This is a genomic window from Streptomyces sp. NPDC050997, from assembly GCF_040660135.1.
In the GTDB taxonomy this organism is placed as follows: domain Bacteria; phylum Actinomycetota; class Actinomycetes; order Streptomycetales; family Streptomycetaceae; genus Streptomyces.
Map to the genome: position 1 here is coordinate 20319 of NZ_JBFAGK010000037.1, position 25592 is coordinate 45910.

The 25592-nt window shown below is 71.0% G+C and carries 27 protein-coding genes, 1 tRNA gene and 1 pseudogene; 5 read left to right on the forward strand and 24 right to left on the reverse strand.

Annotation, left to right across the window (positions count from 1 at the left end):
• The first annotated feature begins 11 nt into the window (after positions 1–11).
• The gene (locus tag AB0H86_RS42480) at positions 12–539 is read left to right on the forward strand and encodes an NUDIX hydrolase family protein (protein WP_362451474.1); all 528 of its coding nucleotides are present in this window, start codon (positions 12–14) and stop codon (positions 537–539) included.
• Between the two features lie 159 nt (positions 540–698).
• On the opposite strand, the gene AB0H86_RS42485 is transcribed toward AB0H86_RS42480, so the two are convergent.
• From AB0H86_RS42485 to pdxA, 4 genes and pseudogenes are all read right to left on the reverse strand, one after another.
• Positions 699–953: an SDR family oxidoreductase gene (locus AB0H86_RS42485; RefSeq protein WP_362451476.1), complete on the reverse strand. Its 255-nt coding sequence runs from the start codon at positions 951–953 to the stop codon at positions 699–701.
• 82 nt (positions 954–1035) lie between these two features.
• Positions 1036–1242: pseudogene (locus tag AB0H86_RS42490) on the reverse strand (NAD-dependent epimerase/dehydratase family protein); the annotation flags it as partial.
• A gap of 24 nt (positions 1243–1266) precedes the next feature.
• A complete protein-coding gene (locus AB0H86_RS42495; protein ID WP_362451420.1) occupies positions 1267–2085 on the reverse strand; it encodes a DeoR/GlpR family DNA-binding transcription regulator in 819 nt (272 codons plus the stop codon).
• 43 nt (positions 2086–2128) lie between these two features.
• Positions 2129–4438 (reverse strand): 4-hydroxythreonine-4-phosphate dehydrogenase PdxA, encoded by a 2310-nt coding sequence (gene pdxA, locus AB0H86_RS42500; RefSeq protein ID WP_362451422.1) that lies wholly within the window; start codon positions 4436–4438, stop codon positions 2129–2131.
• Between the two features lie 366 nt (positions 4439–4804).
• On the opposite strand from pdxA, the gene AB0H86_RS42505 reads away from it, so the two are divergent.
• The gene (locus tag AB0H86_RS42505) at positions 4805–5074 is read left to right on the forward strand and encodes a hypothetical protein (RefSeq protein ID WP_362451424.1); all 270 of its coding nucleotides are present in this window, start codon (positions 4805–4807) and stop codon (positions 5072–5074) included.
• 171 nt (positions 5075–5245) lie between these two features.
• On the opposite strand, the gene ugpC is transcribed toward AB0H86_RS42505, so the two are convergent.
• From ugpC to AB0H86_RS42575, 14 genes are all read right to left on the reverse strand, one after another.
• Positions 5246–6433: a sn-glycerol-3-phosphate ABC transporter ATP-binding protein UgpC gene (gene ugpC / locus AB0H86_RS42510; protein ID WP_362451426.1), complete on the reverse strand. Its 1188-nt coding sequence runs from the start codon at positions 6431–6433 to the stop codon at positions 5246–5248.
• Between the two features lie 90 nt (positions 6434–6523).
• Entirely contained in the window at positions 6524–7357 is an 834-nt protein-coding gene (locus AB0H86_RS42515; RefSeq protein ID WP_362451428.1) for a carbohydrate ABC transporter permease, read from the reverse strand.
• Positions 7357–8316: a sugar ABC transporter permease gene (locus tag AB0H86_RS42520; RefSeq protein WP_362451430.1), complete on the reverse strand. Its 960-nt coding sequence runs from the start codon at positions 8314–8316 to the stop codon at positions 7357–7359. Before AB0H86_RS42520 ends, AB0H86_RS42515 begins: the two co-directional genes overlap by 1 nt.
• Before the next feature lie 70 nt (positions 8317–8386).
• Positions 8387–9697 carry an ABC transporter substrate-binding protein gene (locus tag AB0H86_RS42525; RefSeq protein ID WP_362451432.1) on the reverse strand — a complete coding sequence of 437 codons (1311 nt, stop codon included), beginning with the start codon at positions 9695–9697 and terminating at the stop codon, positions 8387–8389.
• A gap of 340 nt (positions 9698–10037) precedes the next feature.
• Positions 10038–10111: transfer RNA gene (locus tag AB0H86_RS42530), tRNA-Pro, on the reverse strand.
• 206 nt (positions 10112–10317) lie between these two features.
• Positions 10318–10674, reverse strand: a complete 357-nt coding sequence (locus AB0H86_RS42535; RefSeq protein WP_362451434.1) for an MmcQ/YjbR family DNA-binding protein — start codon at positions 10672–10674, stop codon at positions 10318–10320.
• Positions 10675–10704: 30 nt separating this feature from the next.
• Positions 10705–11265, reverse strand: a complete 561-nt coding sequence (locus tag AB0H86_RS42540; RefSeq protein ID WP_362451478.1) for a GNAT family N-acetyltransferase — start codon at positions 11263–11265, stop codon at positions 10705–10707.
• A 2-nt stretch (positions 11266–11267) separates the two neighbouring features.
• On the reverse strand, positions 11268–11882 hold the full coding sequence (locus AB0H86_RS42545; RefSeq protein ID WP_362451437.1) for an XRE family transcriptional regulator: 615 nt from the start codon (positions 11880–11882) through the stop codon (positions 11268–11270).
• A 50-nt stretch (positions 11883–11932) separates the two neighbouring features.
• Positions 11933–12835 (reverse strand): LysR family transcriptional regulator, encoded by a 903-nt coding sequence (locus AB0H86_RS42550; RefSeq protein ID WP_362451439.1) that lies wholly within the window; start codon positions 12833–12835, stop codon positions 11933–11935.
• A 40-nt stretch (positions 12836–12875) separates the two neighbouring features.
• A complete protein-coding gene (locus AB0H86_RS42555; RefSeq protein ID WP_362451441.1) occupies positions 12876–14099 on the reverse strand; it encodes a glycine C-acetyltransferase in 1224 nt (407 codons plus the stop codon).
• Positions 14100–14155: 56 nt separating this feature from the next.
• Entirely contained in the window at positions 14156–15184 is a 1029-nt protein-coding gene (gene tdh / locus AB0H86_RS42560) for an L-threonine 3-dehydrogenase (RefSeq protein WP_362451443.1), read from the reverse strand.
• Positions 15185–15388: 204 nt separating this feature from the next.
• Positions 15389–15766 carry an SgcJ/EcaC family oxidoreductase gene (locus AB0H86_RS42565; RefSeq protein WP_362451446.1) on the reverse strand — a complete coding sequence of 126 codons (378 nt, stop codon included), beginning with the start codon at positions 15764–15766 and terminating at the stop codon, positions 15389–15391.
• Between the two features lie 39 nt (positions 15767–15805).
• Positions 15806–16519: an SDR family oxidoreductase gene (locus AB0H86_RS42570; RefSeq protein WP_362451449.1), complete on the reverse strand. Its 714-nt coding sequence runs from the start codon at positions 16517–16519 to the stop codon at positions 15806–15808.
• A 152-nt stretch (positions 16520–16671) separates the two neighbouring features.
• The gene (locus AB0H86_RS42575; protein ID WP_362451451.1) at positions 16672–17610 is read right to left on the reverse strand and encodes a LysR family transcriptional regulator; all 939 of its coding nucleotides are present in this window, start codon (positions 17608–17610) and stop codon (positions 16672–16674) included.
• A gap of 125 nt (positions 17611–17735) precedes the next feature.
• On the opposite strand from AB0H86_RS42575, the gene AB0H86_RS42580 reads away from it, so the two are divergent.
• The 3 genes from AB0H86_RS42580 to AB0H86_RS42590 are packed head-to-tail and all read left to right on the forward strand — an operon-like array spanning position 17736 to position 19895.
• Positions 17736–18038: a muconolactone Delta-isomerase family protein gene (locus AB0H86_RS42580; protein WP_362451453.1), complete on the forward strand. Its 303-nt coding sequence runs from the start codon at positions 17736–17738 to the stop codon at positions 18036–18038.
• Positions 18039–18097: 59 nt separating this feature from the next.
• A complete protein-coding gene (locus AB0H86_RS42585) occupies positions 18098–19279 on the forward strand; it encodes a YbfB/YjiJ family MFS transporter (RefSeq protein WP_362451480.1) in 1182 nt (393 codons plus the stop codon).
• Positions 19280–19292: 13 nt separating this feature from the next.
• Complete coding sequence (locus AB0H86_RS42590; RefSeq protein ID WP_362451456.1) at positions 19293–19895, forward strand: GPP34 family phosphoprotein; 603 nt, start codon at positions 19293–19295, stop codon at positions 19893–19895.
• Positions 19896–19990: 95 nt separating this feature from the next.
• Here the strand turns inward: AB0H86_RS42590 and AB0H86_RS42595 are convergent, their stop codons facing one another.
• The 6 genes from AB0H86_RS42595 to AB0H86_RS42620 form a co-directional block, all read right to left on the reverse strand.
• Positions 19991–20590, reverse strand: coding sequence for a TetR/AcrR family transcriptional regulator (locus AB0H86_RS42595; protein WP_362451458.1), 600 nt, complete (start codon positions 20588–20590; stop codon positions 19991–19993).
• Between the two features lie 57 nt (positions 20591–20647).
• Positions 20648–21229: a GAF domain-containing protein gene (locus tag AB0H86_RS42600; RefSeq protein WP_362451460.1), complete on the reverse strand. Its 582-nt coding sequence runs from the start codon at positions 21227–21229 to the stop codon at positions 20648–20650.
• A 62-nt stretch (positions 21230–21291) separates the two neighbouring features.
• On the reverse strand, positions 21292–21891 hold the full coding sequence (locus AB0H86_RS42605) for an ATP/GTP-binding protein (protein WP_362451462.1): 600 nt from the start codon (positions 21889–21891) through the stop codon (positions 21292–21294).
• Entirely contained in the window at positions 21869–22240 is a 372-nt protein-coding gene (locus tag AB0H86_RS42610) for a DUF742 domain-containing protein (RefSeq protein ID WP_362451465.1), read from the reverse strand. Before AB0H86_RS42610 ends, AB0H86_RS42605 begins: the two co-directional genes overlap by 23 nt.
• Positions 22241–22242: 2 nt before the next feature.
• Complete coding sequence (locus tag AB0H86_RS42615; RefSeq protein WP_362451467.1) at positions 22243–22677, reverse strand: roadblock/LC7 domain-containing protein; 435 nt, start codon at positions 22675–22677, stop codon at positions 22243–22245.
• A gap of 68 nt (positions 22678–22745) precedes the next feature.
• Complete coding sequence (locus AB0H86_RS42620; protein WP_362451469.1) at positions 22746–25184, reverse strand: ATP-binding protein; 2439 nt, start codon at positions 25182–25184, stop codon at positions 22746–22748.
• Positions 25185–25592: the final 408 nt, after the last annotated feature.

Consider the following 25592-nt stretch of genomic DNA (forward strand, 5'->3'; position numbering starts at 1 on the left):
CAATGTCTGACATGACCGATACCACGCCCGGTTGGCTGAGCTCCGACGAGCTCGAAATGACGCGCGCCCGCATGCCGATCCTGTACGTCGAGGCCGTGCCCGTGCGCGTCGACGACAGCGGCGAAGTCACCAGCATCGGAGTGCTGCTCCGCATCGGTCCGGACGGGACGGTCAGCCGGACCCTGGTGTCCGGTCGGGTGATGCACCACGAGCGCGTCCGGGACGCCCTGCTGCGCCACCTGGAGAAGGACCTCGGCCCGGTCGCCCTCCCGCATGTGCCGGCCTCCCTGCAGCCCTTCACCGTGGCCGAGTACTTCCCGACCCACGGCGTCACGCCGTACCACGACCCGCGCCAGCACGCGGTGTCGCTCGCCTACGTGGTCCCGGTCACCGGCGACTGCCGCCCCCGGCAGGACGCCCTGGACCTGGTCTGGTTCAGCCCGCAGGAGGCCCTGTCCCCTGCGGTGCAGAGCGAGATGCCGGGCGGCCACGGGGTCCTGCTCAAGCAGGCGCTGGCGCATGTGGGCTGCGTGCTCTGAGGCCCGCCGTCCTTCGAAGGGCGGGGCATCGGCGCGCCCCGTCCCGACGGCAGGGGCCAGGCTTGGGACGACCCGAGCCGCCTCGCCGCGTTCCGCACCGGGCCGTGATGCCTGACGGCCAGCCGTGATGCCTGACGGCCGGCTCGACGCATCAGGCCGTCACAGTGAAGCCCCCGCGCACTGGACGAGCTGCTGGCCGGTGATCGTGCCGCCGTCCGGACCGAGGAGGAACGCGGTCAGGCCGGCGACCTCGTCGGGGGAGACGAACCGGCCGAGGGGCGGATGCGCCGGAGGCGTGCGGGCACGGCCAGGGTCGGACAGCATCGGCGTGTCCGTCGGGCCCGGCGCGATCACGTTGACGGTGATGCCGCGGCCGGCCGGCTCGGCGGCCCAGGAGCGCGCGAGCGCGGGCAGCGCGGGCCCCGTCGGGCAGCCGGTCGGCGAGCGTGTCGACGAGGACCGTGGCGGCCTGGACGTGCACCCGCCACATCAACTCGCCGTCGTCGGCGGACAGTTCGCCCAGTGGTGCCGAACGCTGGAGCCCGGCCGCATGCACGACCGCGTCGGGGTCGGGTACGCCGTCGAGGATCCGGACCAGCGCGGTGGGCTCGGCCAGATCCGCCCGAAGCCAGGTCAGCCCCGGCGCGGGCACCGGACGGCGGCGGCTGATCCCGGTGACCAGGGCGCGCCGCTCCTCAGTCATGACACAACCGGGTGCGGCACAGGCTCACGCCGTGTGCTCCGGCTCGGTGGAATGCGCCACCTCGGTCAGGACCACCTCGGTCAGGACCACCTCGACGCCGCGCCCGCGCAATTCGTCCACGATCGACGGGTCGGCGCCGTCGTCGGTGACGAGGGTCCAGTCGGCCGGGAGCTTGGCCCAGGCGTGGAAGGGGCGGCGGCCGAGTTTCGCCGCGTGCGCGAGGACGTACACATGGTCGGCGCGGCGGGCCATCAGTTCCTTCAGCCGCGTCTGGCGCAGGTCGGCCTCGCAGATGCCGTGCTCGGGCGAGATACCGTCGGTGCCGAGGAAGACCCGGTCGAAGGTCATCCGTTCCAGTGCGGCCTCGGTCAGCGGACCGACGAAGCCCTGACTCAGGGGCCGCAGAGTGCCGCCGAGACACTCGACGTGCACCGTCTCGACGTCGGAGAGTTCCTGCAGGGCCGTCAGCCCTGTGGTCGCGACCGTCAGTTCCTTCGCCGAGCGCAGTTCGTGGGCGAGGGCGCCCACGGTCGATCCGGCGTCCAGCAGCACGGTTTCACCAGCACGCACCTCGGCGGCGGCCCGGCGTGCGATGGCGCGCTTCGCCTCGAACGCCTCGCCCGTGCGCTGCCTGAGCGACGCCTCGGGGTGGGCGGTCAGCGCCATGGCGCCGCCGTAGGTTCGGGCCAGGCGGCCGTCGGCGGTCAGCCTGGCGAGGTCCCGGCGGATCGTGGAGGCCGTGACGCCGAAGCGCTGCGACAGCTCCTCGACGCTGGTGAGACCGGTCGTGGTGGCCACGTGCAGGATGCGTTCACGCCGGGCCTTGGATCCGATGGGAGACATCTGTCGTGGAGTCCTTTTCTGCGCGGACTGCGAAGCGGCGGTCTCAGCGGACCTGTACGGACGACATCTCGGCTGCCTGGCGCAAGGCCTCGACCATGCTACCGGCCTCGGCCACGCCCTTGCCCGCGATGTCGAAAGCCGTTCCGTGGTCCACCGAGGTGCGGATGACGGGCAGTCCCACGGTCAGGTTGACGCCCGCCTCGATGCCCAGCACCTTCACCGGGCCGTGCCCCTGGTCGTGGTACATCGCGACGATCAGGTCGTAGTCGCCGCGCCCGGCGAGGAAGAAGGCCGTGTCCGCCGGGAGGGGACCGCGGGCGTCGATGCCGTCCGCGCGCAGTATCTCGAGAGCGGGGACGATCTTCTCCTCCTCCTCGCCGTAGCCGAACAGTCCGTTCTCGCCCGCGTGCGGGTTGATGCCGCAGACGCCGATGACCGGATTCGCGACGCCGGCCCGGACCATCGCCTCGTGACCGCGGCGCACCGTGCGCTCGACCAGGCCCGGCTCGATGCGCCGTACGGCGTCGATCAGGCCGATGTGGGTGGTGACGTGAATGACCTTCACCTTGGGTGTGGACAGCATCATCGACACCTCCTCCACACCGGTGAGGTGGGCCAGCAGCTCGGTGTGGCCCGGGTAGTTGTGCCCGGCGGAGTGCAGGGCCTCCTTGTTGAGCGGCGCGGTGCAGATGCCTTGCACGGCGCCCTTCATCGCGAGGTCCGCGGCCACCCGTACGTACTGGTAGGCGGCCTCGCCGGCGGCGGCGGACAGTTCGCCCCAGGGCAGGTCGGCGGGGAGCAGATCCAGGTCCACGACGTTGACCCGGCCCGGCGGGAACTCGGCCTCGCCCGGGGTGGCCACGGAGACGATGTCGCAGTCGGTGCCCTGGATCGCGGCGGCCTGCCGCAGCCGTTCGGCATCTCCGATGACGACGGGACGGCAGCGGGCGAGGGTGTCCGGGTGCATGAGCGCCGGGACGATCACCTCGGGGCCGATGCCCGCGCCGTCCCCCATGGTCACCGCGATGAGCGGCAGCGAGCGGTGGTTGTCGGCGGTCGGGGTCACGTTCACCGGGAGGTCTCCTTGCGGTGGGAGGTGGGGAAGGTCCGGCCGGAGCGCCGTGGCGATCCGCAGCAGGGAATCGGTGTCGCCGAAGCTGCCGGGCCGGGTGACGACATGGCGTCCGTCGGGTGTGAGTGCGTGGACGGCGCCGTGGTGGATCTGGCCGAGCGGCGCCAGGTGCGGAACACCCAGCGCGTCGAGGACGCGGCGGGCGGTCTCACCGCCCGTCAGGACGAGGTCGGCGTCGCCCGCGCGGTCGGCGGCGAGGCGGGCGAGTCCGGTCACCAGACGGCCCGCCGAACCGGGCCGGATGCCCGGGCCGCTGTCGATACTGAGGACGGTGACACCGTCCGACGCGTCGTCAAGCGGATCCGGTACGCCGGGGGGTGACAGAACGTCGGGGTTCAGGGTGTCGGGGTGCACCTGTACATGGCGTGCCCCGAGTTCCGTGAGTTGCGCGATCTGCGCAGGCACGGAGGGATCCGCGGTGCCGACGACGACCAGGAGGGGCCGTTGCCGGCGCCGCCCGGCCTGAGCCGGAGCCCGGTGTCCCGCCGTGGTCGGTGCCGGCATCCGCTCGGCACTCCTCAGCAGGCGGCCGACCGACGCGGCGAGGCCGCTCGTGCCCATCAGCCGGACGCCAGGCCCGCACGCGAGCGCCGCCCCGGCGATCAGGTCCAGGTCAGCATCCGTCTCGGCGTCGCACACCGGAAGGTGTCCGAGGGCGATCGCCGCGCGCAGTGCGGCGATCAACGCGTCGCCCCGTACCGCCTCCAGCGGAACGAGCGTCGTACGGCGGTCCCCGAGCGCGGCGGAGACCGACGGCGGGGGCGCGGCGCCCTCCGCGCGCCAGGCGTCCGTGGTGTGCAGGGGGACGCCGTCGAGATGGACGACACCGCCGCGGACCGTGCGGCCGATGACGGGCAGCGCGGTGGCGACCACGACGCCCTCGGCGCCGTCGGCACAGGCGGCCGCCTCTGCGGCGAGGTTGCCCCGCAGGAGCGAGTCGACCTTCTTCAGCACCAGAACGTCCGAGGGCACCGCCCGCAGGGCCTCGCGTACGCGCCGGGCCGCGTCGGCCGCGGGCAGGCACCGGCAGTCGAGGTCGACCACGACGGCCTCGCCGTCGGGCTGCGGGTCCAAGGAGGCGGGACCGAGCACGATCCGGCCCGGCACACCGAGCGCCACCGCGGTCTCCGCCGCCCCGGACAGGTCGTCGGCGAGGGCGAGGACACGTCGCGGTCCCCGCTCGTCGCGGAACGCGGAAGGGGAGGGGGAGGGGAAAGGCACTTCATCCTCCTGGACCGGTAGTCGAAGAGAGGCACGCGAGGCGGCCTCGTCGCTCGATGATGACACAGTCTGCGCGATCTGCGCGATACTTCTTGCGTGGTTCGCGCAACAGTGGAACGGTTTCCGGCGCGACAGAAACCGACGGAGTCCTGCGGGACCGGGCCCCCGTCCCGAGCCGGTCGCCGTACAGAAACCCCGAGAGGTCGACGATGACCCGAACTCCTTCGAGTGAGACGCCCAGCCGTCGCACCCTGCTGCGCTGGGGCGCCGCGGGCGGCACGGTCTCGCTCTCTCCCCGCTGGCCGCCTGCGCCGGCCCCACCGGCCCCGGCACCCTCACGCTCGCGCTGAACCGCAATTCGTCCCGTTGGCCGACAGCCGCCTGGCCCTCGTCTACAACCACAGCAGCGCCGCCGACGCGACCGCCCGCCGTGTCTCCCTCTACGACGAGATCGACGACACGGGCGGACTCGCCGACGGCAAGGCCCCGGGCGGCTCGGCGACCACGGCGGTACGGCAGGCTCCCTCGACCGCGTTCTGGCGTGCCCCGCGCGCGCCGCCCAGCCTCGCCCTCTCGTCCGACGGTGGGCTCAACTGGCCGCAGCGCGCCGACCTCGTGACCGGCGACGGCCACTGAAAAGGGCCCCGCAGGCTCTCGCCTGCGAAGGCCCTTCGCACCGTCGAGACGACAGAGGCCATCTCTACAGGGAACACACCAGTTCCGGGACGCCTGCGCAGTCGACAAGGACCAGCCGCTTCTTGAGTCGCCGGGTACATGGATGCGGATCGCGCGCTGTGCGGTGCATCGTCATTCCATCCTCACGGGATGCGTAAGGTTCGCTCCGGTCGCCGGGTCGAACACGTGAGCCTTGGCCATGTCGACCTGCAGCTCTACCGGTTCGCCCTCACGGGCACGCGTGGCGGCGTCCAGGCGGGCCACGATCTGATGGGTGTCGGCGCCGGTGTCGCGCATGCCCGAGTCCTTGGCGAGCTCCTCCAGTTCGGTGGTCGTCGCGGGCCCGCCCTCCGCGGTGAAGTAGACATACACATCGGAGCCCAGCGACTCCAGTACCTCCACGGTGGCGGTGAAGACCGGGCCCGTCCGCCCCCGGTCGTGCGACAGGGCCGCGTCCTCGAATGCCTCCGGTCGCAGCCCGAGGATGACCTCGCGGGGTGCGTTCTGCCGTTGCAGCGACTGCCTCGTACGGTCCTCGAGGGGCAGGTCGCCCAGGGGCGAGCGCAGGGCACCGTTCTCCAGGGTGGCGTTGAGGAAGTTCATCGCCGGGGAGCCGATGAAGCCGGCGACGAAGATGTTGCGCGGGAAGTCGTACAGCTCGGCGGGTGTGCCGATCTGCTGGACCAGGCCCTGTCTCATGACGACGACGCGGTCGCCGAGCGTCATCGCCTCGGTCTGGTCGTGGGTGACGTACACGGTGGTCGTGCCGAGGCGCCGCTGCAGCCGGGAGATCTGAGTACGCATCTGTACCCGGAGTTTGGCGTCCAGGTTGGACAGCGGCTCGTCCATCAGGAACGCCTTGGGATCACGGACGATCGCCCGCCCCATGGCCACCCGCTGGCGCTGACCGCCCGAGAGGTTGGCGGGCTTGCGTTCCAGGTGGTCGGTGAGGTCAAGGATCCGGGCGGCTTCCGTCACCTTGGCGTTGATGATGTCCTTGTCCACCTTGGCCAGGCGCAGTGGGAAGCCCATGTTCTCCCGCACGTTCATGTGCGGGTACAGGGCGTAGCTCTGGAACACCATGGCGACGTCGCGTTGCTTGGGAGCCAGGTCGTTGACGACTCGGTCTCCGATGCGCAGGGTCCCCTCGGTGATGTCCTCGAGTCCGGCGATCATGTTCAGGGTGGTGGACTTGCCGCATCCCGACGGACCTACCAGGATCACGAACTCGCCGTCGGCGATCTCGAGGTCCACGTCCTTCACGGCGAGTGCCCCGTCGGGGAAGCGCTTGGTGACTCCCTCAAGGATGATCTCGGCCATGGCTGGTGCCTCCTTGCCTTCATGCCTTCCGGGTCCGAGCACTGCGGTCGGTGTCTCGGACCGGTGGCCTGTCTGCCGCGGTCGGCCCGTTCACCCCTTGACTGCCCCGGAGGTCAGTCCGGCGACGATCCGCCGCTGGAAGAACAGGACGAAAACGATGATCGGGATGGTGATGACCACAGCGGCGGCGGCGATCGACCCCGTGGGCTGCTGGAACTGGGAGCTCCCGGTGAAGAACGCGATCGCGGCCGGCACTGTGCGCGCGGACTCGGTGGACGTCAGCGAGATCGCGAACAGGAAGTCGTTCCAGCAGAAGATGAACACGAGAATGGCCGTGGTGAACACGCCCGGCGCGGCCAGCGGCACGATGACTCTTTGGAAGGCCTGTGCGGGCGTCGCCCCGTCGACCTTGGCGGCCTTCTCCAGATCCCAGGGGATCTCCCGGAAGAAGGCCGACAGGGTGTAGATCGCGAGCGGCAGGGAGAAGGTCATGTACGGGATGATCAGCCCGACCCAGGTGTCGAAGATCCCGATGATCCGCTCGATGTTGAACAGCGGTGACACCAGGGAAATCGGGGGGAACATGGCGATCAGCAGTGACATCCCGATGAGCACCCGCTTGCCGGGGAAGCGCAGCCTGGCCACCGCGTAGGCGGCCATGGTGCCCAGTGCCACCGCGATCACCGTGGCGATCAGGGCGATACCGATCGAGTTGATCAGTGCGCGGGTGAACTCGGATGTCTCGAAGATGCCCCGGTAGTTCTCCAGGGTCCAGTCCCTGGGGATGTAGTCGCCGTCCGTGAGGGTGCTGGGGTCCTTGAACGACAGCGCGGCGATCCACCACACCGGGAACAGGGCGTACAACACCACCACCACGTTCACGATGCCCCAGCGGGCGGCATGCGTCTTTCCTACCTCGGCCATCAGCGCTTCACCTCCGCTCCGGGTGCGGCGGCACCGAACAGTTTGACGAAGGCGAAGGCGATGATCGCGACGCAGATGAAGATCAGGACCGAGATCGCCGACCCGATGCCCAGGTTCAGCGCGGTGAACAGGTTGTCGTACCCGAGGATCGACAGGGAGCCCGTGTCCTGGGCGCCGGCGGTCAGGATGTAGATGTTGTCGAAGATCCGGAACGCGTCCAGTGTGCGGAAGAGCAGTGCCACCAGGACGGCCGGTTTCATGAGCGGCAGCATGATCTTGGTGAAGCGCTGCCAGGAAGTGGCACCGTCCACCATGGCCGCCTTCAGAGTCTCCTCGGGGACGAGCGCGAGGCCCGCGAGCAGGAGCAGCGCCATGAACGGCGTCGTTTTCCACACCTCGGCGAGGATGATCAGCCAGAGGGCGGGCCATTGCTCGGTCAGGGGGGCGTCTCCGCTGGGCAGCAGCCCGGCGAGGTATCCGAGTTCCGGGGTCCAGGCGTACTGCCAGGAGAAGGCGGCGACGACGGTGACGATGCCGTACGGAATGAGGACCGAGGTGCGTACGGTGCCGCGCCAGAAGATCGTGCGGTGCATCACCAGGGCTAGCGCCATGCCGAGGACCAGTTCGATCGCCACGGACACGGCGGTGATGAACAGCGTGACCCAGAAGGCGTCCCACCAGAACGGGGAGGACAGCACCGACCCGTAGTTGCTCAGGCCCACGAACTTCGCCTGTCCGGGGAAGCGAAGGTCGTACCGCTGGAGGGACAGATAGATGGCGTACCCGATGGGGTAGGCGGTCACGGCGATCATGACGACGACGGCGGGCGCGCAGAGCAGCCAGCCGAGCCGCCGCTCCTGCCTGGCGCCCGCCGAGAGCGCCGCCCGGTCCGGCGCTGCCTGTTCCGTCTCCGCGTCGGGGGGCGGAGGGGCTCCGGCCGGTTGCGCCTGCGTGCTCATCGCGGACCGCCCGGGGACGAGGCCCGCGCGCTGCGGCGCCGGCTGACCAAGTGGTGCGGGAGGTGGTGGTTCACGGGATCACACCCTCGGATCGCAGGGCATCGTCGATCTGGTCCCTGATGGTGTTGACCGAGCTCACCGGTTTGATCCCGGACGGCGGAGACAGCGTGTGGGAGACCGCGATCGACACGTTCTGGTAGGCCGGAGTGATCGGGCGCACGCTCGCCGACTGCAGGGCGGCCAGCACCTCCCGGGAGAAGGGGTACGCCTTCATGAAGGCGGGCTCGTCGTACAGGGCGCGCAGAGTGGGCGGCAGACCGCCCTCGATCGCCGCGGTGAGCTGGTTCTCCCGGTTGCGCAGGCACAGGGCCGCCTCGAAGGCCAGGTCCGGGTGGCGGGAGAAGGCGCTCACGGCCAGATCGATGCCGCCGATGGTGGGCCGCGCCGGGCGGTTCGGGTCGACCCGGGGGTACGGAGCCCAGCGGAAGCTCTTGAACAGTGCGGGGTTGTTCGCCTTCATCGACGGATAGACGAACGGGTAGTTGAGCTCGAACGCCGCCGTCCCCGACTCCATGGCGAGGCGGTTCTGGTCCTCCATCTGGTTGGGCAGGGAGGGGTCCGCGGCCGGGGAGTTCGCCAGCTCACGCATGACTCCGGCGGCCCGCACGGCAGGAGCACCGAGGGAAGGCTCGGTCGCGCTCGCGTTGAGGATGGAGCCGCCCGCGCTGTTGATCAGCGTGTTGAACCAGACGGTCAGGCCCTCGTACTGGGCGCCCTGGATCTCCACGAAGTGCGGTTTGCCCTGCCGGGCGAGGGCGCCGGCCATGGCCAGCATCTCGGACCAGGTCCTGGGTGGAGTGGGCACCAGGTCCTTGCGGTACCACATGAGCTGGGTGTTGGTGTTGTACGGAACGGCGTACAGCTTGCCTTTCCAGATCGAGGTCTGCAGAGGTACGCGCAGGGTGCCCGCTACGGCCCGCCGCTTCGCCGCCCCCGTCCACTCCCGGATCCAGCGTGCCTCGGCGAACTCCGCCGCCCAGGTGACGTCCAGGCCCAGGATGTCGAGCGAGTCGTCCTCGGCGGCGAGCCTGCGGACCATCTGCTGGCGCTGGCCGTCCGCGGCTCGCGGGAGCTTGTTGTAGCTGATCTTGTAGCGGCCGCCCGACGCCTTGCTGCACCGGTCGGCCGCCTTCTGGAGCGCACCGGAGTCGTCGGGGAAGTTGTACCAGTTGAGGGTGGGCGTACCGGAGCCCTCGTCACTGCCACAAGCTGACAGCGCCGACGCCAGCAACGGCAGTACGGCGAACGCCCGCAGCCATCGCGTCCCTCTGGGACGTCCCTTCTGACCCGAAACGGGCCGGTAGCCGCACCTCGCGTGCATGCGCTCCACACCTCGCTTCCGGACGGTGGCACGGGACTAGGACCTCACAGCGTTCCCTCCCGCCGAACACTAAAGACCACATAAGGCAAGATCAAGCACATATCGCATCTAATCGCCCGTTTCGTCCCATGAGTGGGGCCGACTCGGCGAACCCGCAGGCATGGAAGGGAAATGTTCGTGCAGGTCAGAACCTTTGACGATCGCCCCGGTGACGCACCTCGACCGAGTCAAGGGCGTTATACAACCGCCCGATAGCGCTCGATCCCCATCTGGCCCCGAGAACGACGAAGAGGCCACTTCCGATGAACCGGAAATGACCTCCGACCTGCTACTTCGCAAGTCGGGACGACAGGATTTGAACCTGCGACCCCTTGACCCCCAGTCAAGTGCGCTACCAAGCTGCGCCACGTCCCGATGCCCGTCTGACCTGGGGTTTCCCCTGGTCGAGCGTGCATGGAAACAATACCGCACTCGGGTCCGTGGTCGCGCACCCGTTTGTCCGCGACACTCTTGACCTGAATCCCGCTTGATACGGCCGTGGTAGCCGAAGCCCCCTCCGCCCCGGCTACCACGCTCGTCCCGGAGCATGCCACGCGGCACTGACAACGCCCGAGGAGTCTTCAGCCCCCGGCCGGCAGCCCCAACTCGGGGTAGGCGTCCAGGAGTCGGGAGGGCGCCGCCTGGCGCCAGGAGTCGGCGAGGATGTCCCGTAGCTCGTCCTCGTCCAGGGCCGAGAGGCGGGCCCGCACCCAGGCGAACTGCGCCTCGTGATCGGCAATCCAGAACTTCTCCGGCTCCGCCAGGACCAGTTCGTCGCGCTCCTCCTTGGGGCAGCGCACCGCGAGGGAGGTCTCGTCCTCGGGCAGCGTGACGAACATCTTCCCCGCGACCCGGAACGTGGGCATGTTCCAAGCGACCTTCTCCGTCGTGTCCGGCAGGGACAGGGCGATCCGTCGTACGTCTTCGGCATCCGGCATGACAGGCACCGTAGCGGCTCCCACCGACAATCACCTGGTGAGAACGGTCGCCAAGGCTTCGGGACGAACTCCGACGTGCTTGTAGTAGAGCGTCGTCGGCCGCAGCGCCCCGGACGGGTTCGCCGCGTAGTCGGGGATCACGCCGGCCTTCGTCCAGCCCGCCGAACGGTACAGGCGCTCAGCCGGGCTGTCGGTCTCGGTGTCCAGGTGGAGGAGGGTGACACCCTCCTCGATCGCGGCCTGCTCGGCGACGGTCAGCAGTGCGCGGCCCAGGCCCTGACCGCGGGCGTCCCGGTGCACCATCAGCTTGACCAGCTCGGCGCGGTAGCGGCTGTTGGGTTTGTCCGGATACGCCAGCGTGACCGTGCCGACGACGCGGTCCCCGTCGTGTGCCGTCCACACGGCGAGTCGCCCGGTGGCGGCCGCGGCGGCGCGCTCCTTCCACCAGGCGACGGCGGCCGCCCGGTCGAGCGGGGCGAGGAATCCGATCGAGGCACCGCCGTCGACGGTGTCGACCAGCAGGTCGGCCAACTCGTCTATGACCGCGTCCAGTCGGTGCGTGTTCGGCCGGTCCACCTCCAGCCGGGTCACGATCACGGCAGCACCACCGCCAGCACGTACCGCGCCTCGTCCGGGCCGGCGCATCGGAAGCGTGTCGGGCCCCAGACCCGCATCCGCAGGCAGTCCCCCGTGTTGAGGTGGTGGTCGACGTCCCGCGTGGTCACGTCCAGCTCGCCGGACAGCACCCAGATGTGCTGTTCGAGGCCGGGTACGGGCGGGCGGTCGTAGCCGATGTCGGCGCCCGCGGCTAGCCGTCCCTCCACGAGTTCGCCGCGCAGCCCGGAGTGCGGTGGGGACACGGACCGTCGTACGAACCCGGAGGCCCGGTCCTCCCACAGCGGTTGCTCGGCGGCCCGCACCAGCAGCGCCGGCTCCGCCTCGACCTCGCTGAGCAGCTGGGACATGGTCCGGCCGTACACATGGCACAGCCGGTTCAGGAGCGAGGCGGTGGGGCTGATCTCCGCCCGCTCGGCCCGTGACAGGGTCGACCGGCTCACTCCGCTGCGCTCCGCCAACTCCCCCAGCGTCCAGCCGCGTTCGGCCCGCAGCTCGGCGAGGCGGGCGCCGAGCCGGGTGTCGACCGGGTCTGCGGCAGCGTCTGCGGCCGGGTTCACGATCGGGCCGTTCCCCACGACGTCTTGTTTCATATCAGGGACGCTATCCCGAAAATGAAACGACCAGGTTACAAACGGGCCGGTTACATCGGAGCCACGTCCGCCAGCGCGTCCAGCACGGGACGGATCAGCGGATGCCCCTCCGCTCCCTGTCGTACCGCCGCGAACACCCGGCGGGTGGGCGCGACTCCGTCGACGGGGCGTACCACCACGCCCGTGAGGTCCGTGCCGCGCAGCGCGGAGCGGGGGACGAGGGCGACGCCCGCGTCCGCCGACGCCAGGGCCACCACCGCGCGGAAGTCGTCCGAGGAGTGTTCGAGACGGGGCTGGAAGCCCGCGCTCTCACAGGCGAGGACCACGACGTCGTGACAGGGGTTGCCCGGGTAGGGGCCGATCCAGGGGTCCTTCGCCAGTTCGGCGAGGGGTACCTCCTCGGCGTCGGCGAGACGGTGGCCGACCGGGACGACGGCGTCGAAGGGCTCGGCGTACAGCGGGACATGGACCAGGCGGGGGTCGTCGGCGGGCGGCGCCCCGCGGTACTCGACCGCGACGGCGACATCGACCTGCCGGTCGAGAACCATCGGCAGGCTGGCGTCGCCCTCGGCGTCCTGGACGCGGATACGGATGCCGGGCGCGGTCGCGGCGAGGCGGGCCAGCGCGGGGGCGACCACCAGGGCGATGCCGGTGGCGAACGAGGCGACCGTGACGGTGCCGGCCTCACCCGAGCCGTAGGCCGCGAGCTCGGCCTCGGCCCGCTCCAGCTGGGCGAGGACGGCATGGGTGTGGCTGAGCAGGATCTCGCCGGGCGGAGTCAGCCGTACACCCTTGGCGCCGCGCTCGACCAGCCGGTGGCCCGTCTCCTGCTCCAGGGCCGCCAGCTGCTGCGAGACCGCCGACGGGGTGAGGTACAGCGCGGCGGCAGCCGCCGTCACCGTGCGGTGGTCGGCCACCGCACGAAGGATGTGGAGCCGCCGCGCTTCGATCATGCGAACGATTATCGCAATATGTCCGGCCGGTCGACGCCGGTCAGCTCTCCCCGTCGCTCTCCCCCGCCTGCTCCCCCGTCAGCTCCGCCCGCGCCGCCACGAACGCGTCGACCGCTCGGTTCACGTCCCGCGTGGAGTGCGCGGCGGACAACTGCACGCGAATGCGGGCCTGCCCGTGCGGTACGACCGGGTAGGAGAAGCCGATCACGTACACACCGCGCTCCAGCAGCAGCTCCGCCAGGCGTCCGGCCCGCGCCGCGTCCCCGATCATCACGGGTGCGATCGCGTGGTCGCCGGGCAGCACGTCGAAGCCCTCCTCGGCCATCCGGCGGCGGAACAGCGCGGTGTTCTCGGCGAGCCGCACGCGCAGGTCGTCCGCCGACTCCAGCAGGTCGAGCACCTTCAGGGAGGCCGCGGCGATCACCGGGGCCAGGGTGTTCGAGAAGAGGTACGGCCGAGAGCGCTGGCGCAGCAGCGCGACGATCTCTGCGCGGGCGGCGACGTACCCGCCGGAGGCTCCGCCGAGCGCCTTGCCGAGGGTGCCGGTGATGATGTCGACACGGTCCATCACCCCGTGCAGTTCGGGAGTGCCACGCCCGCCGGGGCCGACGAAACCGACGGCATGGGAGTCGTCGACCATGACCATCGCGTCGTAGCGGTCGGCGAGGTCGCAGATCTCGCGGAGCGGGGCCACATAGCCGTCCATCGAGAAGACGCCGTCGGTGACGATCAGCCGGCGCCGAGCGGACTGCGCCTCCTTCAACTGCCGCTCCAGGTCCGCGAGATCGCGGTTGGCGTAACGGAAACGGCGGGCCTTGGACAGACGGATGCCGTCGATGATCGACGCGTGGTTCAACGCGTCGGAGACGACCGCGTCCTCAGGACCCAACAGCGTCTCGAACACGCCGCCGTTGGCGTCGAAGCAGGAGGAGTACAGGATCGTGTCCTCCTGCCCGAGGAAGGACGCCAGGCGGGCCTCCAGTTCCTTGTGCACCTCCTGCGTACCGCAGATGAACCGTACGGAGGCCATGCCGTAGCCCCAGCGGTCCAGGGCCGCGTGGGCGGCGGCGATCACCTCGGGGTGGTCGGCGAGGCCGAGGTAGTTGTTGGCGCAGAAGTTGAGGACCTCGCCGGGTCGGCCGCCCCCGGACACGCCGACGGTCGCGGACTGCGGGGTGTCGATGACGCGCTCGGGCTTGTGCAGACCGGCGGCGCGGATCTCGTCGAGGGTGGCGCGCAGATCGTCGCGCACGGAGTCGAACATCGGGAAGCTCCTGGGGTGCTCGCGCTGGAGGGGAGTCGGGAAGGGCGTCAGGTCGTTCAGGCGGTCCAGTCGAGGATGACCTTGCCGCCGCGTCCGCTCGCCGCGTCGGCGAACGCCGCCTCGAAGTCGCGGTGGCCGTACCGGCCCGTGATGACGGGAGCGAGGTCCAGCCCGCCTTCGAGCAGGACCGACATCGCGTACCAGGTCTCGAACATCTCCCGGCCGTAGATCCCCTTGACGGTGATCATCGAGGTGACGATCCGGGCCCAGTCGACCGGGAACTCCTCGGACGGCAGGCCCAGCATCGCGATCCGGCCGCCGTGCGTCATGTTGGCGATCATGTCGCGCAGGGCCTCGGGGCGGCCCGACATCTCCAGTCCGATGTCGAAGCCCTCGCGCAGGCCGAGTTCCTGCTGCCCGTCGGCGATCGTCGCCCGCGAGACGTCGAGCGCGAGACTCACGCCGATCTTGCGGGCGAGCTCCAGCCGCCGCTCGCTCACGTCGGTGACCACCACGTTGCGCGCACCCGCGTGCCGGGCCACCGCGGCGGCCATCAGCCCGATCGGACCCGCGCCGGTGATCAGGACGTCCTCGCCGACCAGCGGGAACGACAGCGCGGTGTGCACGGCGTTGCCGAACGGGTCGAAGATCGCGGCGATGTCGAGGTCGACCGGGACGCGGTGCACCCACACGTTGGCGGCGGGCAGCACCACGTACTCGGCGAACGCCCCGTCGCGGCCGACGCCGAGGCCGACCGTGGCCCGGCACAGATGCCGCCGACCGGCGAGGCAGTTACGGCACTTGCCGCACACCAGGTGGCCCTCGCCGCTGACCCGGTCGCCCGCCGTGATGTCGGTGACGTCCCGCCCGGTCTCGACGACCTCGCCGACGAACTCGTGCCCGACCACCAGCGGGGTGCGGATCGCCTGCCGCGCCCAGCCGTCCCAGGCCCGGATGTGCAGGTCGGTGCCGCAGATGCCGGTGCGCAGCACCTTGATCAGTACGTCGCCGGGTCCGACGGCGGGCTCCGGCACGTCCACGAGCCACAGCCCCGGCTCCGCCTTCTCCTTGACCAGTGCCTTCAACGCTACGGCTCCTGTGGGTGTGACCCCGGTTCTGGCATGCCGAAGGCACCCGCAGCCGGGGAGAGGGGGAATCGCGTAGCAATCTGCCGTACGCCGCCACTCCCGTCCATCGAGAGTTTCTTAAGCCGCGCCGCAGCTGCGCTTCACACCTGTCCCCGCTTCACCCCTGCCCCCACCTCACACCTGTCCCCGCCTCGCCCCTGTTCACTGCTCCAGGCGCGAGACCTGGTAGTGGGCGAGGTGCCAGCCGTCCTCCAGCCGCTTCGCCAGGACGGAGATCTTGACGACCACCGGGGCCCGGTCGGTGAACGTGAACTCGGCGTCCAGGTAACCGAGTACGAGGTCGCCGGCGAGCCGACGGGTCTCGAGGATGCGGTAGGCCGCCGTCATTCCGAGCGGCTGGGAGGCGTAGTACTCGGCGACTCCCGGCCTGCCGACGCTGTAGGGGTGGAGCCCCTGGAAGACGGCGTCCTCCGTGAAGAGCCGCGCGACCTCCTGCGGCTCGTGGGCGTCGACGGCCGCCTTCCAGCGGTCGAGGACGTCACGCAGGACCAGTTCGTCGTCCTTCGTCGTGCTGTTCATGACCTCATCCCTATCCTTCTCCGGTTGTCCGGCGGCCGCTCAGTGACCGGCGCTCATGCCGCCGTCGACGTGCAGGATCTCGCCGGTGACGAACGGGGCCGTCTCCAGGTAGAGCACGGCGTCGACGATGTCGCTCACTTCGCCCATACGGCCCACCGGGTGCAGGGCGGCGAGGAACTCGTGGGTCTCCTCGGCGTGCATGGGGGTCTTGATGGTGCCGGGCGACACGGCGTTGACGCGTACGCCCCGGGTGGCGTACTCGACGGCGAGGGACTTGGTGGCGGACTGCAGGCCGCCCTTGGTCAACGAGGCCAGCACGGAAGGGACGTTGGCGTTCGCGTTGTCGACCAGGCTGGTGGTGATGTTGACGATGTGCCCGCCGCCCTGGGCGAGCAGATGCGGGACTGCCGACTGGGTGATGTGGAAGAAGCCGGCGACGTTGATGCCCGTCACGGCGGCGTAGTCCTCGGCCGTGTAGTCGGTGAACGGCTTGGCGACGAAGACGCCCGCGTTGTTGACCAGGGTGTCGATACGGCCGTACCGCTCGACGGCGGCGGTGATCACGCGCTCCGCGGTGGCCGGGTCGGCGATGTCGCCCCGCACGGTGAGGACGTCGGCGTCGTCGACCGGGGCGATCGTGCGCGAGGTGGCGACGACCGCGTATCCGAGCTTGCGGTAGCCCTCGACGAGGGCGGCGCCGATGCCCTGCGATGCGCCGGTGATGACCGCGACCTTCTGGTTCTGAGTGCTCATGATGACCTTTTCCGAAAGGAGGTGACCGGTTACTAGCCGACCGGTCGACTAATTGGAAACGTAGGTCGGAGAAAGGGCACCGTCAAAGGCCGGAAGGGGTTTTCGCGGGACTCGTTTCCTCCCGCCTGCGAGGCTCAGGCTCGCAGCACAGATCAGCGCGGGAGGGCGTGCGGGTCGTCGGCGGGCAGCCAGGCGTCCGGGGTGTGGATCCCGAGGTCGCCGACGCCGTCGCACAGGGCGTCGACGGTGGCGAGGACCCCCGCGCGGTCCTCGCTCTCACGCCGGACCAGGGACCAGGTCCAGTACGGCTTCGGCGTGACGATCTCGCGCCGGACCAGGTCGGGCGGGAGCGGAGTGGTCTGCCCCTTGGGCGAGTTGAGGACCGGGCGGCGGCACCGGCGTACGTGGTCGAAGAAGGCGGGGCCGGTGATGGCCCCGTCCGAGATGCGTACCGTACGGGCCCCCGTGACCCGCGCCAGCTCTTCGGCGTACACGTTCCAGGACGCCCAGGAGGTGATGTCGTCGTCGACCAGGACGTCGGTGTCCTGGGCCGCCACCTCAGGTACGTCATGGGTGTCGCCGCCCTTGGCGACGGCGTAGAGCCGGTCGGCGCCGATCAGCCGGGCCCGCAGCCCGAGCCGGTCGAGGTCCTCGGTCCGCACCCAGCACACGGCGAGGTCCAGACTGCCGTCGGCGACCCGGGCGGCCTGCGTGTGGGAGGGCGCGACCCATGCGTCGAGATGCACCTGGGCCACTGCGGCCGTCCGCGAAGTCAGGTCCGGCGGAAGCCAGTTGACGTAGCCGAGCCGTACCGACTCCGAACCCGACAGGCGGCCGGCCCGGCGCTGGAGGTCGTCGGCCCGCTCCAGCAGCGCGCGGGTGTGCGGGAGCAGGGCGGCGCCGGCCGGGGTGAGGGAGACCGAGCGACGGTCCCGGTCGAACAGCCGGACGCCCAGGTCCCGTTCGAGGGACTTGATCTGCTGGGAGAGCGAGGGGCCCGCGATCAGGAGCCGCTCGGCGGCCCGGCCGAAGTTCAGCTCCTCGGCGACCGCGACGAAATACCGAAGCTGGCGCAGTTCCACGCGCGCCATGGTACGCGCGCTGGGAGGCTGCGCCTCTCAGTAGCTAGGAAGCCGGTCGTGGCATCGGTCCTGGTGGTGGGCGCAGGATGAGGTGCGTAGCGGACTTCCGAATGCCACCGAGCAACGGAGAGATCATGCGAGAGTTCCTGGTCGAGATCACCACCACCATCCCCGAGGGCACCGGCCAGGACGAGGTCGACCGGCGGCGGGCCGCCGAGGCCGTGCGCGCCGGGGAACTGGCCGCCGCCGGCAACCTGGCCCGGCTGTGGCGCCCCGTGGGCGAGTTGCGCAGCATCGGCGTGTGGCGGGCCGCCGACGAGGAGGAACTGCACGAGAAGGTGCTCGGCACGCTGCCGCTGCGCCCGTGGATGACCGTCGCCGTCACCCCGCTCGAGTCCCACCCCAGCGACCCGGGCCGGGCCGACGGCACCCGGTGAGCGCATCCCCCTCCCCCTGGACCCATGTCGCCCAGGCCGCGGCCGCGCTCGCGGCCGGCATGGGCGTCGGCCGCTTCGTCTACACCCCGATCCTGCCCCTGATGCACACCCAGGCGGGCCTGTCCGCCGACGCCGGCGCGGACCTGGCCACGGCCAACTACGTCGGCTATCTCGTCGGGGCGCTCGCGGGCATCCTCCTCCCGGCGCTGGTCCGGTCGCGTGTCGTACTGCGCGGGTCCCTGATCCTGCTGACCGGGACGCTCGCCGCGATGCCCCTCACCCACAGCACCACCGTATGGGGCCTGCTGCGGCTGCTGGCCGGGGTGGCGAGCGCCCTGGTGTTCGTCGTCGCGGTCGGCTCCCTCCTCCATCACCTGCGGGAACATCCGCCGCACCTGTCCGGCTGGGCGTTCGGCGGGGTGGGCGGCGGCATCGCGCTGTCCGGCCTGCTGGTGCTGGTCCTGCGCTCCGCCGCCGACTGGCGGGCGGCCTGGTGGGCCGCGGCCGCGCTCGCCGCCGTGCTCGCCGGCGCCTCGTGGAACCTGCGGCCGGAGGACGCGCCTTTCGCCCCGGCGGCCAGGAGCAAGGCGAAGGCCCGCACACACCGCTGGTTCGGTGCGCTGTTCGTCAGCTACACGCTGGAGGGCGTCGGCTACATCGTCGCCGGGACCTTCCTGGTCGCGGCGATCGGGCAGGGCTCCCCCGGCTGGGTCGGCAGCGGCGCCTGGGTGCTCGTGGGGCTGGCCGCCGTACCGTCCTCGGCGCTGTGGGCCCGGCTGGGGCGCCGCTGGTCACGCCCGGGACTGCTGCTCACCGCCCTCGTGGTCCAGGCGGCCGGCATCGCCCTGCCCGCCCTGGTCGGCGGAACCGCCGCCGCCCTCGGCTCGGCGGTACTGTTCGGCGCCACGTTCATCGGCGTGAGCACGCTCGCCCTCGCCGCTGGAGCGCACCTGCGTTTCCCCCGCTCGGTCGCCCTGCTGACCGCCGGGTACTCGGTCGGCCAGATCCTCGGCCCACTGGCCGTCGCCCCGCTGCTGCGCCACGGCTACCACCAGGCCCTGCTCCTTGCCGCCCTCGTGGTCCTCGCCGCGGCCGGGGCCGCCGCCGTGCTGCGGATCGGCTTCCCGCACCACATGGTCGTAGTAGGACACACAGCCCCGGAAGGGCAGCGAGAATCGACCGGGGAGGCCCGGACCGCATCGGCCGGCCCCGACGCTCTCGCCCCGAACTCGGCCAACTGACGTGGAGTTGCTCATGACCACCGCACGGGACCTCGCGATCGTCGCCCTGAACGCGGCGACCGACAAGCCGGTGGAGCAGGGCGATCTGTCGCTCGTGCTCGCGGGAGCCGAGGTGTTCGACCTCATCGAGGCGCAGGCCCTCGTCCTGGACGGCGATCGCATCCTGCCGAACGCCCAGGCACCCACGGGCGACCGCCTCCTGGACGAGGCGGCCTCGGCGCTCGTACGGCAGGAACCGTACGAGTCGGTCGAGGACTGGCTGTGGCGCCGGGGTCGCGGGCTGTCCTCGGCCTACGTCGACGACCTGGAGCGGATCAGTCTGACGACCCGGCCGCGGGGCCGGATCCGGCTGCGGACCGGGCGGACGGAACTGGTCGACTCGACGGCCCGGCGCGAGGCCGAGGAGCGCTGGGCGGCGGGCGAACCCGTCCTCACCGCCCTGGCTGCCGCGGCCGGGATCGGTGACGAGTCGGCCGACGGCGCCGAGGACATCCCGGGCGACGCGGTCACGACCGTGCTGGCCGCCGTCGGCGACGCGGTGATGGAGCTGGAAGCCGTACGCCGGCGAAAGGCGATCGAGGACGCCGCGTTCGACAACGTGTGGCGGGGCTACTAGGGGGGCGTACTAGGGGGAAGTACTCGGCTGATGCGACAACGCGGCGAGGTGCCGTGCCAGGTGTCGCGGACCCGAGGTGATCCGAACGACACCTCTCAGGGGCCGGTGGCGCCGAGCAGGGCCCGGCAGTTGTTCCACAGGGGGCTCAGCCGCTGGGTGCTGTTGTACAGCTTGGCGAACAGCACCTGGCCCTCGAGCTGGGCCACCACCGCTCGTGCCGCCTCCCCGCTGTCGGTCACGGTGACGTCGCCGCGGTCCTGGGCCTCGGCGACGACCGCCTCGACCATGTCGACCTGCGCGTCGAAGATCTCCTGGAGGCGCCCGCGGACGGCCTCCGTCTGGTTGCTCAGCTCCAGGCTGAGGTTCCCGAACAGACAGCCCGCCACGGTGCCGCAGCCCTGCTGGCCGGCGAGCAGGCCGGCCTCCGTCTCCTCGAAGAGCTGCCGCAACCGCTGCAGCGGCTGCGCGTCGCCGCCCAGGATCCGCGCCCAGTCGCGCTGTTGGGCCACCCAGTGCTCGTCGACGACGGTGAGCGCGAGGGCCTCCTTCGACTCGAAGAAGTAGTAGAAGCTGCCCTTCGGCACGCCGGCCGCCTTGCAGATCTCGGCGACACCCAGGGCCGTGTAGCCGCGCCCCTCGATGAGCGAGCGTGCGGCACCGAGGATCTTCTGCCTGGCGTCACTGGTTCGTCCCACGAGGCAACTGTACGTCGGTACTAGACCGGTCGGCTGGCGAGGAGGCCGTGCCCGCCGTCACAGCAGCGGGAGTCCGTCGGCCTCGCGTCGCTCCAGCCGGGCCACCAGCTCCGCCGCCGACGCCTTGATGGCCTCCAGGCCGGCCCTCCCCCAGGGCCGCGGCTCCACGTCGACGACGCACACGGTGCCGAGCACCATCTGTGTGCTGTCGATCAGCGGTGCGCCCAGATAGGAGCGGATGCCGAACTCGTCGACGACCGCGTTGCCCGCGAACCGCGGGTAGTCGCAGACGTCCTCCAGGACCAGCGCCTTGCGCCGGACGACCACATGGGGGCAGAAGCCGTGGTCGCGGGCCAGCTGACGCCCCAGCACCGGCGTGCTGCCGTCGGCCTTCACGACGCGCGGTGCCACCTCGGGGAGGTGCAGGCCCGCGAAGAACTGCCGGTTCTCGTCGATGAAGTTGACCATGGCGTACGGCGCCCCGGTGAGCTCGGCGAGGTGGTCCGCGTAGGCGTCGAGGGCGGGGTCCGGGTGTTCTCCCAGGCCCAGTCGGCTCAGGCGCCGGGCCCGAGCGGGGGCCTCCTCGTCCTCGGGGGTGAGAAGCAGACGACCGGCCGGGCGCGACGGGTCGTACCTCATGGGCGGGCTCCGTCACTGTGGACGCAGGGCATATATGGGCTCCCAGGGCGGGTGTGCGGGGATCACATGTGGGCGCCGTGGCTCGGCGCGGGCGCCGGGCTGTGGGCGATGAGGTGCCGTACCAGGGTGAGCAGGGTCTGCACCCCCGAACTGGAGATCCGGGCGTCGCAGCGGACGACCGGGATCTCCGGGGCGAGGTCGATGGCGGCGCGGACCTCTTCCGGGTCGTAGCGGTACGAGCCGTCGAACTCGTTGATCGCGACGATGAAGCCGAGGCCACGTTGTTCGAAGAAGTCGACGGCGGCAAAGCATTCCTCCAGTCTCCGGGTGTCGGCGAGGATCACCGCCCCCAGCGCACCCTCCGACAACTCGTCCCACATGAACCAGAACCGCTCCTGTCCGGGTGTGCCGAACAGATACAGAACGTGTTCCGGGTCGAGGGTGATGCGGCCGAAGTCCATGGCCACCGTCGTCTCGACCTTGTTCTCGATGCCGTCGAGGCTGTCGGTCGCGGCGCTGACCGTGGTGAGCAGTTCCTCCGTGCTGAGCGGGGCGATCTCGCTGACCGCGCCCACGAAGGTCGTCTTGCCTACTCCGAACCCTCCCGCCACCAGGATCTTCAGTGCGGTGGGGAAGGGGTCAGAGCTGTCGTCGTAGTCCATCGAGCACTGCCTCCAGAAGGGCCCGGTCAGTCGGGTTGTGGTGGAACTCGGGGGGCTTGGTGGTCAGCGCCCCGCAGTCGACGAGGTCCGACAGCAGCACCTTGGTGACCACCGCCGGCAGCTTGAGGTGGGCGGCGACCTCGGCGACCGAGACGGGTGCGCGGCACATGTCGAGTACCTGGGCGTGTTCGGGGCCGAGGTAACCGAGGGGGGTGGCTCCGGTGGCCATCACCTGCGACAGGAGGTCGAGCGCGATGCTGGGCCGGGTACGGCCGTTGCTGACCGTGAAGGGGCGCACCAGCCGCCCGGCCGCGTCGTCGAGCCAGGGCCCGTCGCCGACCGCCGCCACCCTCAAGGCCTCATCGCCGTGGGTTCGACGGCGTACTGTCGGGGTGCGGTCATCAGATAGGGGCGGACGCTCTTGACCAGCATCGCCATCTCGTAGCCGAGCACCGCCGCGTCGGCCTCGCGACCGGCCAGCACGGCGAGACAGGTACCGGAGCCGGCGGTGGTCACGAACAGCAGGGTCGAGTCGAGTTCGACGACGACCTGTCGGACTTCTCCGCCGTCGCCGAAGCGGACTCCGGCGCTGCGGCCCAGGGAGTAGAGGCCGGAGGCCAGGGCCGCCATGTGGTCGGCGCTGTCGGGGTCGAGGCCGTGGACCGACTTCACGAGCCCGTCGCAGGAGAGGAGTACCGCGCTGGTGGTGTGCGGTACGCGCTGCACGAGGCCGCTCATCAGCCAGTCGAGATCGGATACATGGCCGGTCGGCGCTTCGCTCGCCATGGTGGATCGACTCCTTGAGGTACGAAGGTCTGCGGGAGCGCTGGGGGGTGGGGTGAACGCGGGGGTGGTCATCCGGCGGGTGCGCTCCCGTCGTTCCGGGTGTGGTGATCGAGGTCGAGGTCGAGACGGGGCACGGCCCCGGTGTCCCGTGCGCCAAGCGCCTCGCGGGACACCGGCGCGTGCGGGTGGCGCGCCTCGGCTATGCGGGCCCGGTCCGTGGGGAGCGGATGCAGGGGCCGTACGTCCATGGAGGGCGCCGGAGTCATGTTGGTGCCGTCCGTGTGGTGCGGGGGCTCCACATCGGCTGGACCCATGTGGCCGAACTCCATGTCGGAGGGCCCCATGTCGGTGGCCCCCATATCGGAGGACCGCATACCTGAAAGCTCGTTGAGGGCCGGCCCCACGTCGGTCAGCCCCACTTCGGTCAGCCGTCTGTCGGTCGGCGCCATGTGGGCCGTGCCCGTGTCGACCGGCCCCATGTAGCTAGACGCCGTGTAGCTAGACGCCGTGTGGCTCGACGCCATGTGGGTCGACGCCATGTGGGTCGACGCCATGGAAGTCGTCGTGTCGCCGGGTGCCGCCTCCAGATGCTGCTGCGCCTCGGCGAGGCCGATACCGCGCTGGAAGGCCGCCATCAGGCCGGGGTCGTGGCCGGCCGGGTGCTCCGAGTCCTGGCGCGGCGCCGGGCCGCCGCGCAGCTGGGGCACGATGTGCTCCTGGGCCCGACGTCGCGGCAGTTGGGGCTTGCCCATGGTGCCGCGTACCGCGCTGACACGCGGAGTTGGCGGCGCGGCCGTGTGTTCCGCGACGAGCGGCCGGTCGTCGGGCCTGATGCCGGGCACGGCCTCCGCGGGCGTCGGCCGCTCCCTGCGGGCCCCGCGCACGGGAAGCGGGGCAGGCTTAGTGCCGTTCGAACCCGAACGCGGAACGGGAAGGGAACCTGAGCCCGGAACCGAACCGCCACCAGCACCCGAACCCGCAGCCGCACCCGCACCCGCACCGGATGCCGATCGTGTCCCGGGCCCCGAAGCTACCCCCGAAGCCGCGCCCAAGGTCGAGCCCGAGCCCGCCCCCACGGCCCGCCCGGCCACCCCCCGCTCCCCCGCCGAGGCGGACTGCTGCGGGCGCTGCCCCGCGGACGGCCGCGAGGACGGTGCGGGCGGAATACCGTCCCCTGCGTGCGGAGCCCCCCGATGCGTCCCCTCGGGCCCGGAGGGCCGCGGCGGCAGCGCCGGGCCCGCGGCCTCGGTCGGGCCCGGCGGGCCGTCCAGCGGCTGAGGTACGGCTCCGGACGTGCCCGGCATCGTGCCCAGAAGGGCCTGCGGCACGACGAGGACGGCCTGGACCCCGCCGTAGATGTTGGTCTGCAGCCGGACGTGGATGCCGTGCCGCTTGGCGAGTTGCGAGACGACGAAGAGGCCGATGCGGCCGTCCGCCAGCAGGCTGGCCACGTTGACCTGGTCGGGGTCTGCGAGCAGGGCGTTCATCCGGCTCTGCTCGCCCACGGGCATGCCGAGTCCGCGGTCCTCGACCTCGACGGCGAGTCCGGAGGTGACGAGGTTGGCGCGCAACAGCACCTGGGTGTGCGGGGCGGAGAACACCGTGGCGTTCTCGACGAGTTCGGCCAGCAGGTGGATCACGTCGGCGACGGCGTGACCGCGCAGCTCCCCGTCGATCGGCGGCACGAGCTTGACCCGGGAGTACTGCTCGACCTCGGCGATGGCCGAGCGCAGTACCTCGGTCATGGAGACCGGGTTGCTCCACTGCCGGCGCGAGACGGCACCGCCGAGCACGGCGAGGTTCTCGGCGTGGCGGCGGATGCGGGTGGCGAGGTGGTCGACGTGGAAGAGGCCCTTGAGGAGGTCGGGGTCCTCGATCTCGTTCTCCAGCTCGTCGAGGATCGAGATCTCGCGGTGCACCAGCGACTGCAGTCGGCGAGCGAGGTTGAGGAAGACCTCCAACTTCTGTTCGCTGCCCGCCTGGCTGGAGAGCTGGGCGGCCTGGACGACGGCGGTGACGGCCCCGTCGTGAGCACGGGTCAGATCGGCGGCGAGGAGTTCGAAGTCGTCGGCGTCCTCGGGCGGGCCGCCGCGCGGCTTGCGCGGGGGCGGGGCCTCGCCCCGGCGCAGGGCCTCGACCAGGGCACGCAGATCGGCCTCGCCGCGCGCGCTGCTGCGGCGCAACGCGCCGATCCGGTCGCTGACGGACCGGGCCGCGCGGTCGGCGGCCACGGCGGCGATCAGGATGCCGGCGCAGGTCACCGAGACCGCGCCGCCGAGCACGCCCCACAGGGTGAGGCTGGGCCGCGCTCCGGTGGAGCGCACGGTGAACAGGACCGCGGCGCAGCCGCTGAGGGCGGCGGCGACGGGCGGCAGCACGGCAAGACGCAGCAACTGAGGCCGTATGTGGGTCTCGGGCAGCGCGGGAACGGCGCGGGCGGCCGGCCGACCGTGCCGCCCGCCCTCACGGCGGTCTGCGCGGGCGGCCGGTGCGCGGAGGTGAGACATCGGTGTCCTCGTCGTACGGGTCCGTCGGTCCTGATTGCCAGGGTGCGCATGCCGGTATGCGTGCCGTGGGCACGCGCATGCGGGCGTCAGTCGGGAGAACCGAACTTTTCGGCCCTGCGTCGCCCGACGGACACTGACAGTAGTCGGCAGCGCATCATGTGCGATGGGCAGTTGACAAACTCGTACGCGGAGCGTCCCGCTCTGGTATGAGGCCTCGTACGACAGACCGAAAAGTTCCGCGAGGACGGGTCGATGAGCGATAAGTGTTCGATCACACCTGGCCAGAAGCGGTCACGAGCAAGCGGCGAGGGCCGGGGAGCGCTGTGCTCCCCGGCCCTCGCCGCGTGGTCGTTGCCCGGGCGCCGTGAGCCCGGGACCCCCGTGTCCGGGGGTCCGGGGGGCGGGCCC